Source organism: Nocardia pseudovaccinii, assembly GCF_050942345.1.
GTDB classification, from domain to species: domain Bacteria; phylum Actinomycetota; class Actinomycetes; order Mycobacteriales; family Mycobacteriaceae; genus Nocardia; species Nocardia pseudovaccinii.
Window position 1 is genome coordinate 2,547,936 of the sequence record NZ_CP192074.1, and the last position, 14,227, is coordinate 2,562,162.

Annotated in this window: 14 protein-coding genes and 1 pseudogene; 10 read left to right on the forward strand and 5 right to left on the reverse strand. The window is 66.0% G+C overall.

Going from position 1 to position 14,227, the window contains the following annotated elements; genetic code table 11:
- Nucleotides 1-289: 289 nt before the first annotated feature.
- The gene (locus ACQPZ2_RS11555; protein ID WP_433525533.1) at nucleotides 290-1,492 is read right to left on the reverse strand and encodes a lipid-transfer protein; all 1,203 of its coding nucleotides are present in this window, start codon (nucleotides 1,490-1,492) and stop codon (nucleotides 290-292) included.
- A complete protein-coding gene (locus ACQPZ2_RS11560; protein ID WP_433525534.1) occupies nucleotides 1,485-1,931 on the reverse strand; it encodes a Zn-ribbon domain-containing OB-fold protein in 447 nt (148 codons plus the stop codon). Before ACQPZ2_RS11560 ends, ACQPZ2_RS11555 begins: the two co-directional genes overlap by 8 nt.
- A gap of 73 nt (nucleotides 1,932-2,004) precedes the next feature.
- Here ACQPZ2_RS11560 and ACQPZ2_RS11565 point away from each other — a divergent pair, with 73 nt between their 5' ends.
- Genes ACQPZ2_RS11565 through ACQPZ2_RS11575 form a run of 3 tightly spaced genes read left to right on the forward strand, consistent with a single transcriptional unit; the run spans nucleotide 2,005 to nucleotide 4,050 of the window.
- Nucleotides 2,005-2,853 (forward strand): GTP-binding protein, encoded by an 849-nt coding sequence (locus ACQPZ2_RS11565; RefSeq protein ID WP_433525535.1) that lies wholly within the window; start codon nucleotides 2,005-2,007, stop codon nucleotides 2,851-2,853.
- A 47-nt stretch (nucleotides 2,854-2,900) separates the two neighbouring features.
- Entirely contained in the window at nucleotides 2,901-3,374 is a 474-nt protein-coding gene (locus ACQPZ2_RS11570; RefSeq protein ID WP_433525536.1) for an NUDIX hydrolase, read from the forward strand.
- A 28-nt stretch (nucleotides 3,375-3,402) separates the two neighbouring features.
- A complete protein-coding gene (locus ACQPZ2_RS11575) occupies nucleotides 3,403-4,050 on the forward strand; it encodes a hypothetical protein (RefSeq protein ID WP_433525537.1) in 648 nt (215 codons plus the stop codon).
- A gap of 209 nt (nucleotides 4,051-4,259) precedes the next feature.
- Here the strand turns inward: ACQPZ2_RS11575 and ACQPZ2_RS11580 are convergent, their stop codons facing one another.
- Complete coding sequence (locus ACQPZ2_RS11580) at nucleotides 4,260-4,694, reverse strand: VOC family protein (protein ID WP_433525538.1); 435 nt, start codon at nucleotides 4,692-4,694, stop codon at nucleotides 4,260-4,262.
- A 221-nt stretch (nucleotides 4,695-4,915) separates the two neighbouring features.
- Here ACQPZ2_RS11580 and ACQPZ2_RS11585 point away from each other — a divergent pair, with 221 nt between their 5' ends.
- A complete protein-coding gene (locus tag ACQPZ2_RS11585) occupies nucleotides 4,916-5,362 on the forward strand; it encodes a hypothetical protein (protein ID WP_433525539.1) in 447 nt (148 codons plus the stop codon).
- A gap of 121 nt (nucleotides 5,363-5,483) precedes the next feature.
- Nucleotides 5,484-6,101, forward strand: a complete 618-nt coding sequence (locus ACQPZ2_RS11590) for a DUF2334 domain-containing protein (protein WP_433525540.1) — start codon at nucleotides 5,484-5,486, stop codon at nucleotides 6,099-6,101.
- Nucleotides 6,102-6,154: 53 nt separating this feature from the next.
- Here ACQPZ2_RS11590 and ACQPZ2_RS11595 read toward each other — a convergent pair whose 3' ends face one another.
- A complete protein-coding gene (locus tag ACQPZ2_RS11595) occupies nucleotides 6,155-6,913 on the reverse strand; it encodes a class I SAM-dependent methyltransferase (RefSeq protein ID WP_433525541.1) in 759 nt (252 codons plus the stop codon).
- 314 nt (nucleotides 6,914-7,227) lie between these two features.
- Between ACQPZ2_RS11595 and ACQPZ2_RS11600 the strand changes: the two genes are divergently transcribed.
- From ACQPZ2_RS11600 to ACQPZ2_RS11620, 5 genes and pseudogenes are all read left to right on the forward strand, one after another.
- Nucleotides 7,228-9,009 (forward strand): ABC transporter ATP-binding protein, encoded by a 1,782-nt coding sequence (locus ACQPZ2_RS11600; RefSeq protein WP_433525542.1) that lies wholly within the window; start codon nucleotides 7,228-7,230, stop codon nucleotides 9,007-9,009.
- Nucleotides 9,010-9,509: 500 nt separating this feature from the next.
- A pseudogene (locus tag ACQPZ2_RS11605) lies at nucleotides 9,510-9,848 on the forward strand (transglycosylase family protein); the annotation flags it as partial.
- A gap of 429 nt (nucleotides 9,849-10,277) precedes the next feature.
- A complete protein-coding gene (locus ACQPZ2_RS11610) occupies nucleotides 10,278-10,964 on the forward strand; it encodes a HEAT repeat domain-containing protein (RefSeq protein ID WP_433527395.1) in 687 nt (228 codons plus the stop codon).
- On the forward strand, nucleotides 10,958-11,956 hold the full coding sequence (locus tag ACQPZ2_RS11615) for a MerR family transcriptional regulator (RefSeq protein WP_433525543.1): 999 nt from the start codon (nucleotides 10,958-10,960) through the stop codon (nucleotides 11,954-11,956). The genes ACQPZ2_RS11610 and ACQPZ2_RS11615 overlap by 7 nt, the downstream gene beginning before the upstream one ends.
- Before the next feature lie 228 nt (nucleotides 11,957-12,184).
- Nucleotides 12,185-13,054: a LysR substrate-binding domain-containing protein gene (locus ACQPZ2_RS11620; protein ID WP_433525544.1), complete on the forward strand. Its 870-nt coding sequence runs from the start codon at nucleotides 12,185-12,187 to the stop codon at nucleotides 13,052-13,054.
- A gap of 120 nt (nucleotides 13,055-13,174) precedes the next feature.
- On the opposite strand, the gene ACQPZ2_RS11625 is transcribed toward ACQPZ2_RS11620, so the two are convergent.
- The gene (locus tag ACQPZ2_RS11625) at nucleotides 13,175-14,080 is read right to left on the reverse strand and encodes an ADP-ribosylglycohydrolase family protein (RefSeq protein WP_433525545.1); all 906 of its coding nucleotides are present in this window, start codon (nucleotides 14,078-14,080) and stop codon (nucleotides 13,175-13,177) included.
- Nucleotides 14,081-14,227: the final 147 nt, after the last annotated feature.

Consider the following 14,227-nt stretch of genomic DNA (forward strand, 5'->3'; position numbering starts at 1 on the left):
TTGTCCACGTCGGTGCTGTCTACCAGGGCATCGGGCATGACCTCGACGCTGATGGACCACTGGTTTTCGCCGCCGCGCCACAGCTCGGCCAGTTCTTAGCGTCCCCGCCCGCGCCCAGCTCACGGGAACCGAACCGGTTGTTCTCAGGGTCGTCGAGACGGCCGCCGCGCCTCAGGCCGAGCGTGTCACGCAACTGTTCCAGTCGATTGTGGTCGAGTTCGACTTGGCGGGCGGCCGATCCAACAACCGGCGACCACGGCTTGATCGCGCAGCGTGGATCGGCCTCGGTTCAGCGGGTGGCGATGATTGCCGAGCCGTGGCCGAAGAGGCCCTGATTCACCGCGATGCCTGCACGGGCGTTCTCCACTTGGCGGCTGTCGGCCTGGCCGCGCAATTGCCACGTGAGCTCGCAGATCTGAGCGATCGCCTGCGCGGGGATCGCCTCACCGAAGCAGGCAAGCCCACCACTGGGGTTCACCGGTACACGACCACCCAAAGTCGTTGCGCCGCTGCGCAGTAGTTCCTCGGCGCCGCCGGTGTCGCAGAGCCCGATGTCCTCGTACCAGTCCAACTCCAGAGCGGTCGAGAGGTCGTAGACCTCCGCGAAGGACAGGTCGGCGGGCCCGAGTCCGGCTTCCTCGTACGCGGCGTGCGCGATGGCGGAACGGAACGCGTGCGGCGGGGGCTCGACGGCCACGGCGGAGTCCGTCGCGAAATCCGGCAGGTCGAGGACGGTTTTCGGGAACGTCGGCGTGACCGTCGACAGCGCCCGGATCCGGACCGGGTCGGTGACGCCGTGGCGGCGGGCGTACTCCATCGAGGTCAGCACCAGTGCCGCACCACCGTCACTGGTCGCGCAGATGTCGAGCAGCCGCAGCGGGTCCGAGACGATCGCCGAGGCCGCGACCTCCTCGGCCGAAACTTCCTTGCGGTAACGGGCGTACGGGTTGTTCAGGCCGTGCTTGGCGTTCTTCACCTTGACCGCGGCGAAATCGTCGAGCGTGGCACCGTGCAGCGCCATCCGGCGACGGGCATAGAGCGCGAAATAGATGGGGTTGGTGGCACCGAGCAGGTGGAAGCGCAACCAGTCCGGATCGTCGCGGCGTTCACCGCCGACCGGCTGGAAGAAGCCTTTCGGGGCGGCATCCGCGCCGATCACCAGCGCTACATCGGTCAACCCGGCCAGGATCTGGGCGCGCGCATTGGCGATGGCCTGCGCACCGGAGGCGCAGGCGGCGTAGCTGCTCGAGATCCGCGCACCCGACCAGCCCAACGCCTGGGCGAATGTCGCACCGGAGACGAATCCGGGGTATCCGTTGCGGATCGTGTCCGCACCGGCGACGTAGCCGACGTCGAGGTGGTCCACCCCGGCATCGGCCAGTGCCGCGCGCGCCGCGACCAGCCCGTATTCGACGAAATTTCGCCCCCACTTGCCCCACTGGTGCATGCCCGCACCGAGGACGGCGATGTCGCGATCATTCCTGTCAGGCATCGACCGGCCTCCACATCCACACCGTGTGCTCCGCTTCCGCGTCCTCGTACAGCACGCCGAGGGTCAGTTCGACCGGCATGCCGACGGCCAGGTCGTCTACCGTGAGGCCGCGCACGACCTGCCCGAGAATCACCATCTGCTCGACCTCGAGTTCCACCGCCGCGACGACATACGGCTCGAACGGATCGGGCGAGACATAGGGCGGGGGCGGCTTGTACCGGGCATCCGCGTATGACCAGATCCGGCCACGCGTGGAGAACAGGTACTCGACCAGCTCGGAGCCGTCCTTCGGGCTCGCACACTGCGGGTTGCGACAGGCCAGCGTGTTCCGCGGGAAATACGGTGTGCCGCACACATCGCAGCGAGTTCCCACGAGACGTACCGCGCCGTCGTCCGCAGTGAACCAATCTGCCACCGCGGGCCGTTGTTCTTTCTGCACAAACCCGACGTTATAGGAACACGTTCTATTTTGGGGCGGAAATCCGCTCCGGCGATATCCGCGCGGAGGTACGGTGAGTGCGGATCGAGGACGCGACGAGACCCTCGAGTCGACCTGGAGTACCGCAACGCCGATGGGCACCAAAGCCATTGACCCGCAGTCGATCCGCAACGTCACGATCATCGGGGACTCCGACGAGACGACCCGGGTCGTCCACCGCTTGTTCCGTCGTTTCGCCAGGACCGGGTCCGGCACGGCGGCGGCCACGGTCCGCTGGGTGACGGACTGCGTCGATCACACTATCCATATCGCCGAGCTGTCGAGCCACGCGCCCATCGCGGACCTGGAGCGGTCGATCCGGGTAGCCGACGGGGTAATCGCGGTCGTGAACGCTGCCGTGAAGAGCACCCCGCGACTCGGGACGATTCTGCGGCTTGCCGACGACCATCAGGTCGCACGGCTGTGTCTGGTGACCGGACTCGATCATCCCGCTGCCGACTTCGACCGCTGCGTCCGCGCGATCACCGAGACGCGCGGGGCGGTGCCGTTGGCGCTGCAGATTCCTATCGGCACCGATTTCGAAGGCGTCATCGATCTGGTCCCGATGTGGGCGCTCGAACCGATGGCCGTCGAATTCTACGGCGACCATTGGAAAGTCGCCGAGCAGTGGTACCGCGACCTCGTGGCCACGGTGATGGAACAGGACGTGCCGGATCCGGACGCCATCCCCGACCTGCGAGAGATCCCACCCGAACAGTTGCACGAGCGCATCCGCTGCCTCACGCGCATCGGCGACGCCGTGCCCGTCCTGTGTGATGCGGCGCCATGGAGTGACGACATCGCCCCGCTCCTGGACGCCATCGTCCGGTATCTGCCGTCTCCCATGCACGTCTGTCAACCGGAACATGCCCTCGACTATTGACGGACGCCGCCAGTGGCCGCCGAAACCGGCCGGAATACGGTGCACGGATGAGTTTCCGGCTGGCGGCCTACGCCGTGTGCATCGAGGGCGGGCGGGTGCTGCTGGCGCGTTATGTACCGCCAGAGGGCGAGTCGAACTGGACTCTTCCCGGCGGTGGAGTCGAGCACGGGGAGGATCCGTTCGACGCGGTGACCCGGGAGGTCGGGGAGGAGACCGGTTGTGACGCGGTGGTCGAGCGCTTGCTGGGTGTGGACTCGAGGGTTATCCCAGCGGCGGAATGCCGTGTGCCCGGACCGCTGCCACACCAGAATGTCGGCATCTTCTACGGGGTTCGTATCATCGGCGGCCGGTTGCGGCCCGAGCCCGACGGCGAGACCGCCGAGTCGGTCTGGACACCTATCCCCGACGTCGCTCATCTGCGCAGATCATCGCTGGTCGACATCGGTCTTGCCTTGGCTCGGACTGTTCCGGCAACTGGCCACGTCGCTGCTGTTCCAGTCGGCGGCCTGATCCAGCACTGAGCTGGGCGAGGATGCCAGCACTCCGGCGGTGTTGCTGGCGATCGCTACGACGCCGGCGGCGACGTCGCTGATGGCGGCGGTGATCCAGGAGGCGACGACGCCGACGACGACAGTGGTTCCGGCCAACATGCTCTATGCCGCCGGGTACAACTGCGGCGGCGGAATCGACGCCGACGTACGTTTCAACTACGGTGATTTCATCAGTGCCGCAGTGGGATTCAGTGCTGCGCATTTCTTCGTGCCGCCATCGCTGCCCTGCCGAGCGCGCGGCGGTCCGCTAGTTTGGTGGGCGATACCCGTTCGGCGATCAGGAGATGCGATGGAGCTCAAAGCGGTGTTGGGGCCTGTCGCGGCCGGATTCAACGCGGGTGTCATGGCGTTGACCAAGGCGCCATGGATCGGGCCTCGGGTGAGCCGGGCGATCACCGAGATCACTTATGTCGGCCGACGTTCCGGACGCACCATCAGCACACCGGTGGGCTTTCGACGTTCTGGTGACGAGGTCACCATCGCGGTCGCTATGCCGGACCAGAAGAGGTGGTGGCGCAACTTTCTCGGCGCGGGTGGCCCCATCTCGCTGAAGCTGGACGGCGTCGAAAGGTCCGGGCATGCTGTTGCCCGCCGCGATGACAGGGGCCGCGTCAGCGTGACAGTGCACTTGAACGAGGTCGATTAGCCCAATTCTGATGTCCGCGAACACAACAGTGCCGCCGCCGCGATGAGCACCACCACGAACCGCCACAACGCCACCCATGATCGAACTGGCGTTCGCGGCGGTTGCCAAGGTCAGTCCTGCGGAGTGAGCAGGACGACCGGGATTTCGCGCTCGGTCTTCCGTGCGTACTCGTCGTAAAGCGGGAAGATCCGCGCCATCTGGAGCCTACGTCAGTTGAGCTCCTCGACCAGCCCGATGATGATGCCCTCGGGGCCGCGAACGTAGCAGTACCGGTAGCTGTCCCCGTACCGCGCCACCTCGCCCACGAGTTCGGCGCCGTGGGCGCGCAGGCGGTCGAGGGTGTCGTCGACGGCGTCGACGACGAAAGTGAGGCGAGGGATGCCCGGGGTGTTCATCGGCGCCTTCGGCGCACTGCTGGTGGCCACCGGTGCGTGGAACGTCGACAGCTCGACCCGGCCGTGGCCGTCCGGGGTCCGCACGACAGCGATGTCCGCTCTAACGCCGTCCAGCCCGACGAGCTGATCCACCCATTCACCCTCGACTGCTGTCTCGCCCTCCAGTTCCAGGCCCAATTCGACGAAGAACGCGATGGCGGCCGCGAGATCTTCGACCACAACGCCGACGTGATCCATCCGGTAGATCATCGTTCCTCCTGCGTCAGGCGGCCCGTCGTGGCCGCTCGTGCCCCTGGGACGGAGCTGGCGCAATATTCTCGACACCATGACATCTGTGATTGTCGTCACAGTCCGATGCCCGCACGCCCGAGCGCTCGTCCCTCGACTCCTTTCATCTGCCGCCTGGATCACCGATGAGATCGAGCATCTCGCGGCGTCGACATCAGTGATCCACCGGAGAGGAGAGCGTTATGAACCAGTCGACCAACGAATCGGCACGCAGGCGCCTGGAGGTCTTCGTCGGGGAATGGACGATGCGGGCCGGACCTCCTGGCGGGCCGCCGTGGCCGGGTGCGGGCCGGGTCACCTTCGAATGGCTCACGGGCACACCGCTGTTGGTTCAGCGCTGGCATATCGACCTGCCCGAGGCTCCCGACGGTGTCGCAGTCATCGGTTGCGATGGAATGAGCGACACCTACTACCAGCTCTACACGGACGACCGGGACGTTCAGCGAATCTACGAGATGACCCTGACCGACGGCATCTGGACGTTGCAGCGCGACGGCGAGCCCTTCGCACAGCGATTTACCGGCAGATTTTCCGACGACGGTGCGACGATCCTGGGTCGCTGGGAGTTGGCCGAGGACCGAGGGACCTGGAAGACGGACTTCGACCTGACCTATACGAAGGTCGCGTAGCGTCGCACCGCAGGACCGCGTATCTGTGTTCGCACCCGATGATCACCACAGGTCCCGATTCGCCTGGCAACGCATCCCTGCTGTTCAGTTGGCCGCAACTGTTCGTTGCTAACCTGCGCCCGTGCCTGCACGACTGGTGGTGAGTGTCCATGATGTTGCTCCGGCCTCCGAGCGGGAAACCGCGCGCTGGTGCGCCGACGCCGACGCCTTCGGCATCCCGGTGTCGATCCTGGTGATCCCGGGTCCATGGCGGGGTGCGAGCCTGGCCGACGCGCCCGACTACGGAAAATTCCTGCGCGAGCGCCGCGCTCACGGCGACGAGATCATGCTGCACGGCTGGGAACACCGGGCCCCGAAGGAGGGTTCGTTCGCCCGCCGCGCGGTCGCCCGGATGGTGGCACGCGGCGCCGCCGAATTCGCCGCGCTCGACGTCGCCGCGGCCGACGCCCGACTTCGGCAGGCCATCACGGTCATGAACGAGATGGGCCTGACCACAACGGGTTTCACCCCGCCGGGCTGGCTGTCCTCGCCGGCTGGTCAGTATCCGGCGCGCAAGCGGACCCACCGCCAGTACGCGCACGCCGCTCGGCTCCGCGGTCGCCGCCTGCCGTACGGTGCCATGCTGCAATGCCGCAGCGACGGCGAACAGCACCGCAGACACCACGGCACAGGCGATACTGCCCGCCAGGCTGTGTCCGTTCGCTCCCGCCACACCGCACATCCTGGACACCCCGTATGAACCACGGTTGTCCCCGGGGTGACGGCTACGCCCTCATCACTTCGGCACGGAACCTAGTCGAGGCGGGTGGCGGTCACGGCCCATACGGGCAGGTGCACCCGGTTGTTCTTCAGCAACGGCGCGATGATCTGGAGTTGTTCTTGCATCGGCTTCATCCGCTCGGCCCATCCGGAGTCGCCGCTCATCTCCTTGGTGAGATGGGTGAACGTCTCCGGGCTGAAGGTGGCTTGGTAAGTGGTGGTTCCCAGGTGGTCGATGCGCCACCCGGCGGCGGGAAGCACCCGGTCGAAATTCTCCGCCGGTAACCCCTCGGGCTGAAGGCCATTGACGTTGTGGCGGCCGAATTCGAACATGAACAGTCGCGCCCCCGGTTTAGTGGCCCGGTGCAGGGCCTGCGCGTACTGGGTCTGGGTTTGTTCGTCATCGAGGAACACGTGGTAGAAGGCGCTGTCGACGACAGTGTCGAACCGATTCTCCAGGCCCTCGAGTCTGGTGGCATCGGCCACCTCGAAGTCCACCCTCACCCCGGCGCGCTCCGCGTTGCGCTCGGCCCGCTCGATCGCCGCCGGCGACGCGTCGATCCCGGTGGCCGAGTAGCCCTTGGATGCGTAGTAGATCGCGTGATGTCCCGGGCCGGTTCCGGGGTCGAGCACCTCACCCCGCACAGCGCCGTAGGCCACCAACTGCTGCACCACCGGCTGTGGGCCGCCGATGTCCCAGGGGATCAACTCGGGAGCATCCTGCTCCGGCGACGCGTCACGGTACAGCGCTTCGAAATCTGGCTGACCGTTGTGGTTCCGTTCCCTGCCCATGACTCCTCCTTCGATTGCGGACGGGCCACACCTGAAGGGTCGTGCTAGCGCTGAGACCAATGGTTCCCCAATTCGGCGGCGGACGCCACCGACTGTCGTGACTGTGGGGTGGGCCGGCTCGGATCAGGGCCGTGAGGGAAATCGTATCGGCCTGATGCCGGTGGAGAACCCGACGGCCTGGGACAGTACGTGTTCCCGCATCAGTCCCGTCCACTGACACGGAGACCGCAGCGAATATTCGCTGGCCGTAATCCGCCTGGACGCGGGATCATTGATCACCTGTGTCGCTCGTTCAATTCGAGACGAGGGGGAGCATGAGTTCACGCGCGACGGCGGTAAAGCTGGTGCTGCGTTTCTATGGCCGAGAAATGGCCTCTCGCAAGGCCATAACGATTCCGGCGCTGCTCGGGCCAGCGCTCGGCAATATCTGCAACCTGTACATCGCACCGCTGATCGTCGCCATGATGGTCGGCCGGGTCGCGGTGACCGGGGATACGGGTTTCGGGGCTCTGGCTTCGTATACCCTCGCCTTCGGCGGCACCCTGCTGCTCGCGGAACTGCTGTGGCGCATCGGGATTCACTGCTTGAACCGAGTCGACGCCTACGGAATCGAGCACCTGTATGTGTTTGCCATGGACGAGTTGCTCGCCAAGGACGCGGAGTTCTTCCACAACAACTTCGCCGGTTCGCTGACGAAGCGCTCGCTCAGCTTCGCGGCTCGGTTCGAACAGTTCGTGGACACCCTCGCCTTCGAGATTCTGGCGGCACTGGTGCCGCTGCTGTTCGCCTCGGTTGTGTTGTGGCGCTACAACCCCGCCCTGGTCGCCGTGCTGATGGGGATGATCGTGGTGACCGCGCTGGTCATCATGCCCTTGATCCAGCGCCGCCAGAAGCTGGTGGACGACCGCGAGGCCGCCATCGCGCTGGTTTCCGGGCATCTGGCCGACAGCTTGGCCAATATGCAGGTGGTGCGCGCCTTCGCTGCCGAACCACAGGAGGCGGCCGAGCATCAGCGAAGAGTGGCCTCGTCGCGGCGAAAGTCGTTGCGCTCCTGGGATTACGCGAACCTGCGGATAGATACGCTGGTGGCGCCGCTGGTGGCGCTCACCAACGTGATCGGCCTCCTGATCGCATTGGGCCTCAGCGGCGGGGATGCGGGGGTCGAGGCCATCGTGGTGGCATTCACCTACTACTTCAACGCCACCGGGATCATGTTCCGGTTCAACCAGATCTACCGGCGGTTGGAGACCGTGCTCACCGAGGCGGCGCAGTTTACCGAACTGCTTCTGGACGAACCGAAGGTGATCGATAACGAACATCCGGAACCACTGCGGCCCAAGGGCTTCGACGTGCGGTTCGAGACAGTGAACTTCACGTATGAGGGTGCGCGACAGCTGTTCCACGAATTGGATCTGCACGTGCCCAGCGGCACCAAAGTAGGCCTGGTCGGACAGTCCGGTGGTGGCAAGACCACCATCACCCAACTGCTGCTGCGGTTGATAGATATCCAATCCGGCACGATACGCATCGGCGGGCAGGACATAGCCCGGTTGCGGCAGGCGGATCTGCGCAGTCTGATCGCCTACGTGCCACAGGATCCGGCCATGTTTCACCGGACCCTGAGCGAGAACATCCGGTTCGCACGCCCGAGCGCCACGGACGAGGAGATCCTGCGGGCCGCCAAGGCCGCGCACGTCACCGAGTTCGCGGACGCGCTGCCGCAGGGTATGGAAACGCTCATCGGCGAGCGCGGCGTGAAACTGTCCGGGGGCCAGCGTCAGCGGGTCGCGCTGGCTCGGGCCATCATCCGGGACGCGCCCATCCTGCTCCTGGACGAGGCCACCAGCGCCCTCGACTCGGAAAGCGAATTGCTTGTGCAGCAAGCGCTCTGGGAGTTGATGCAAGGGCGTACGGCGCTGGTCGTCGCGCATCGGCTGAGCACTGTGGCCGGAATGGACCGGCTGGTGGTGCTCGACCAGGGGCGAATCGTCGAGGAGGGGACACACGAGGAGTTGCTCTCCGCGGAAGGAACCTACGCGCAGCTGTGGCGGTACCAGTCAGGTGGATTCCTCGGCGAGGACGTGGTCGCCCATTGATCGTGCGCCGCGTCGCCACCACCGAATGCATGTTGCGCGAGCAGTCCCGGACAGCCACCTGTCTCGTACGGTTTCGAATGCGGTCGGTGAGAATCGACGATTGAACCGTAGGTAATCGTCGGACACCTGTCAATTTCGATCTTTTGGTTCGACCTGTTGCGGCTGAATGGATTTCGTGGCCTGTAGCGGGTTTCCGATAATTTCGTGAACTTGTTGTTCGATCCATTGCCAATGGAGGGATTTTATGGCCCGTGACCCGTCGTCGGCATTCCGCGCGTGCGCACCATCATTCATCCGGTCGGTCGCCACAGCTTTTCGACCGACCGACAGCTGCCAATAGGTTTACGTATCGGTCTGTATTTCGATGTGGACACGATATCGAGGACTATCACTACAACTCACCATGCCCAGCCCACACTCGAACGGCCCCAAAAGATCCAGTGATCACCTTTCATGCTTGGACACCTGTATAGGTTTGCTGACTCGAAAGGAACTGCGATATGAGCTCTCTGGGCACCCCACTCAAGAAGATCGTCGCCACCGGCGCGATCATCGGCGGAGCCGGTATGGCATATGTCGGCCAAGCTTCCGCCGCCACCGATCAAGAATGGGACAGCCTCGCCGCGTGTGAATCGGGCGGTAATTGGAGTATCAATACGGGCAACGGGTTTCAGGGCGGCCTGCAATTCTCGCCGGGCACATGGGCTGCATACGGCGGTGCCGCGTATGCGCAGACTGCCGACAAAGCAACCCGTGAGCAGCAGATCGCCGTCGCCGAGCAGGTACTCGCCGCTCGAGGCTGGGGTCCTTGGGCAGGGTGCTCGGCAGCGCTCGGCCTCCGGTGAGAAACAGAGCTGTCCAGCGGGCACGACCGAGCCCACGGCCGGTGTTCCGGGTCAGTTCCGCTTCAGGGTGCCGACACTCAGCGATCCGCTCGCAGCGGTCCGCGGCTTCTTCTCCGCTTCGCGGACGTAGCTGACGGGATCCCTGTCCACGGGCTGGACGCCTGCGTAGTTGCGCGCCTCGTAAGCGGCGAACGCGACGGCCAGCTGATGGCGGCGCGGCAGCCCGGCCAGTCGGCGAAAGTCGGTGCGGCCCTCGCGTTCTTCCTCGGCCAGGTGATCGCTGTTGGCCGTGTTCGCTGCCGCGACGGCCGCGTACCAGCCATCGGTGCCGACCTGATGGTGCGTCGACGTACCGCCCCGCTGCCCGTATCGCCCGTGAACTTGACATTGTCACTGTGTGAAGGCCTTCACTGGCTGTCGGAGGTGGTCCCCATCAACTCGACACACAGGAACCCACAGGACACGCGACTGCTCGACGCATTGGCGGCTGCGAACTCGTCGACGCGGCTCGAGGCGGCTCTGGCAGTCGGCACGCATCCCGAGCCCGGTTTCGTCGACGCGCTCGTAGAACGCTGCGCGATCGAGCCGGACTTCTTTGTGCGCGACATGCTCACATGGGCGCTGACCCGTCTGCCGCCGGAGATCACGGTTCCGAAACTCCGCGCGGAACTCCGTTCCGAACGCGCACCGGCCCGGAGCCAAGCGCTGCATACGCTGTCCAAGATCGGGGACAGGGACGCATGGCCCGCAATCACACGGTCGTTGCTGCACGACGCCGACGACGAGGTCGCGCGGAGTGCGTGGCGCGCCGCTGTCGTTCTCGTGCCCGACGGGGACGAGCTGGGGCTGGCCGCGGAGCTGGCCACGCAATTCGGCCGCGGTGACCGGGAGGTACGACTGAGTCTGAGCCGTGCCCTCATTGCGCTCGGCGAGGTAGTCGAGCCGGTCCTCCTAAAGGCGCTGGCAAGTCACGACCCGACGGTGCGTGCGCACGCGAGCGCCACGGAGCGACTCCTGCATGACCCGGATGCCGGATTCGACCTCGCCGTCGGTGCGGCGAGACGGGTCGTCGCGCTCGGTCCGGACCGGGCGGAGACAACTGCGTGCTGATCGGCGAGGTGGCGCGTCGCTCGGGGGTGAGCGCCCGGATGCTCAGGCACTACGACTCCCTCGGTCTGGTACGACCGACCGGTCGCACCGTGGGTGGCTACCGCGAATACTCTCCCGAAGACATCCGGCGGATCTTCCATGTGGAGGGGCTGCGGTCCCTGGGGCTGTCACTGAGTCAGATCGGACGCGCTCTCGACGGTCCCGGATTCACCCCGTCCGGACTGGTCGGCGACCTCATCCGAAAGACCGAGGAAAGACTGAACCGGGAGCGAGAACTCCTCGACCGGCTCCGTACGGTCGATGCGACCGAGCCCGCCGACTGGCAAGACGTCTTGCGCATCGTCGAGCTGCTGCACGGACTCGGTTCGCAGAGTGCCGCCCGGCGGCAGCAGGCCGTCCTGGCTTCGGTCGAGGACGTGCCCGCCGAGCTGTTGGCCGAGGCGGTACTCACTGAATCCGATCCGAACGTTGCCGGGGCCCTGCGGTGGGCCCTCGCACGGGCTGGCGGTGACGGTGTGGCGAGCGTGGCATCCGGCATGGTCTCGGAGGATGTAGACGTCCGGCGGCGCGCGGTCCTGGCGCTCGCCGAGCTGCCGGGCGACGAGGCGACCGCGGTGCTCACGGACGCGCTCGGGGACATGGACGCGACGGTCCGTAGACATGCTGCGCTCGCGCTGGGTGCGCGGGGTGTGACCCGGGCCGTGCCGGAACTTGTCGGCACGGTGGTCGAGGGTCCGAACGATGTCGAGGCGGCCGAGCTCTTGGGAACGCTGGCGCGGGACGCGAAGTGGGCGGACCGGATCATGAGAGCGCTGGTCGACGAGTTCACCGCACACACAACGGACTCGGCGGTGCGGATCCGACTGACCCAGGCACTCGCCGAGATGCCGGGAACCATCGCGCTGGACACCCTGCGGCAACTGGCGCACGACGATGATCGGGCCGTGGCCCTCATCGCCTCGGCCCTCGTGGAAACGCTCGGAGAACGTTGAGCTCGGGCAGTCCCAGAGACGTTCGCTCATCGCTCGTGCGGTGGTGACCGGTCACGTAGCGATCTGTCACCACTTTGCGTCGTCGCTGGAAAACACACCCAGATGGTCGCCAGCCAAATGCTCACGGCGGCTAGGAGAAGAAGTGTGATGTTGAGGGTGACCCTGTGATCTTCGCCGGTCAGGTGGACCTGTTCCGCGATGCCGATACCGAACGGGTATCGTGCCAGCGTGGAGCTACGTACTCTGCGCTACTTCGTAGCCGTCGCTGAGGAGCGCCACTTCGGTCGTGCCGCCGTCCGGCTGCACATGAGCCAACCGCCGCTGAGCCGCGCGATCCAGCAGTTGGAGACAGAAGTCGGCGCCTCCCTGTTCGACCGATCACCCACCGGCGTCGGTCTCACCCGAGTCGGGGCGGTGCTGCTCGACGAGGCGCGCGCCCTGCTCGATCAGGCCGACCGCGTCAGCGCGCGGGTGTCCGCGGCGGCCGGAGCCTCGATCCTCACCGTCGGCATCCTGGGCGACGGCACCGACCCCGGCGTCACCAGGCTGGCCGCCGCCTACCGCCGAAAGCACCCCGGTGTCGACATCCGCATCCGCGACACCGATCTCACCGACCCCACCTGCGGGCTGAAGGCCGGACTGGTCGACGTTGCGGTGACCCGTGCACCATTCGACGAAACCGCCTTGGCCGCACGTGTCCTGCGCGCCGACCCGGTCGGCGCGGTCCTGCGCGCCGACGATCCGCTGGCCCACCGCGATCACCTGAAGCTGGCCGACCTGACCGACCGCCGCTGGTTCCAGTTCCCCGACGGCACCGACCCCATCTGGCAGACCTATTGGAATGGAGGCAAGACGCGTGCGGGCCCGGTGGTGCGGGTCGTCCAGGAATGCGTGCAGGCCGTGCTCTGGAACGGCACCGTCGGCATGACCCCCCTCGGGCACACCATGCCCGAGGGACTGGCCGTAGTCCCGCTGGTCGATATGGCGCCGAGCCGCGTGGTGGTCGTCTGGAACGAAGGTGACACCAACCCCTTGATCCGGTCGTTCGTGCAGACAGCAACCGCCGCGTATCGCGTGAATGGGCCGCGGCCCCAGTAGGTGTAGCGCTCGCCGAGCTGCCTGCAGATCGGACCATCAGGTCGAATTCGCAGCATGTCCGATGGCGCCTTTCAGAGCTTGCCAGCATCTCCGGGCGGCTCACGTCGCTGTCGACCGGCGTTAGTCTGTCGCCCATGCGGGTAGCGGCTCACGCGCCGACAACCACTGTTGCGGTATTCCGCGTATCGAGCCTCGATTTCCGATCCCTGTGTGTGCTGCCACGATTCCACCGACGATCGCGGCTGTGGTGTCCACGTCCCCTCCGGCTTGGATGCAGGCGGTGACAGCGGCCGGATAGTCATCGAGAAACGTGGCGGCGGCCCACAGCGTGAACGGCACCGTGTCCTGGGCGCTGACCTGTGCGCCGTTGCCGAGTTCGTAGGCTGCTTCGGCTACCGATCGGCCGAGCAGCTTTCGAGCTCGCCGGATACCGTCCGCGGTCCGCCCGTCAACCAGATACGGCTCTACGACGTGCAGTAATTCAGTTGGTGTGCAGCCTTTTCCGTGAGTTGCCGCAGCGTGGCTCGCCGCGGCGGCGACCGCCATCGCACCCACGATCGCTTCCGGGTGCCGATGGGTGACCTCGGCGGACAGCGCGGCTTGTGCTGCTGCTCGGGGCAGGTCTCCGGCGAAGTACGCCCCGAGTGGGGCGACCCGCATCGCGGCCCCGTTTCCCCATGATCCGCGTCCGCCGAAAGCGGCTGCGGCTGCTTCTTTCCAGGGGCGTCCGTCGCGGATCTCGTGCAGCACAACGACTGTGCCGCCACCGTAGCCACGATAGGGTTCGCAGCGATCGGCGAAGGTGGCTGCGAGCGCGTCCCGGTCGACACAGCCCCGGCCGCGGACTTGCGTGTATACCGAGCAGGCCATCTCGGTGTCGTCGGTCCACTGCCACGGCGCCGCCGGTGTTCGTCCGGCGAGCAGATCGGTGACGGAGTGGCCTGGTACGAAGTACTGAGCGCCCAGCGCATCACCAACGGACAAGCCCTCGAGGCTGTGATACGCGGAATCGGAAACCAACGGCATACGGTGGCCAATAATGCCAACCGCAACCAGCCACCGCAACACTCTCCGGAAGCCGAGTCCGGTCGTCTTTGTCAATTCGTTGGTTTGAAGACCCAGTAGCATTCGGCCGGTTCCAGTGCGCGAGCTGCCGGACGAGCAGATCGGCCA

Excerpts from the sequence above, each read along its gene's own strand:
- ACQPZ2_RS11555 (WP_433525533.1), bottom strand. The coding sequence starts at position 1,492 with ATGCCTGACAGGAATGATCGCGACATCGCCGTCCTCGGTGCGGGCATG.
- ACQPZ2_RS11570 (WP_433525536.1), top strand. The coding sequence starts at position 2,901 with ATGAGTTTCCGGCTGGCGGCCTACGCCGTGTGCATCGAGGGCGGGCGG.
- ACQPZ2_RS11580 (WP_433525538.1), bottom strand. The coding sequence starts at position 4,694 with ATGATCTACCGGATGGATCACGTCGGCGTTGTGGTCGAAGATCTCGCG.
- ACQPZ2_RS11585 (WP_433525539.1), top strand. The coding sequence starts at position 4,916 with ATGAACCAGTCGACCAACGAATCGGCACGCAGGCGCCTGGAGGTCTTC.
- ACQPZ2_RS11595 (WP_433525541.1), bottom strand. The coding sequence starts at position 6,913 with ATGGGCAGGGAACGGAACCACAACGGTCAGCCAGATTTCGAAGCGCTG.
- ACQPZ2_RS11600 (WP_433525542.1), top strand. The coding sequence starts at position 7,228 with ATGAGTTCACGCGCGACGGCGGTAAAGCTGGTGCTGCGTTTCTATGGC.
- ACQPZ2_RS11625 (WP_433525545.1), bottom strand. The coding sequence starts at position 14,080 with ATGCCGTTGGTTTCCGATTCCGCGTATCACAGCCTCGAGGGCTTGTCC.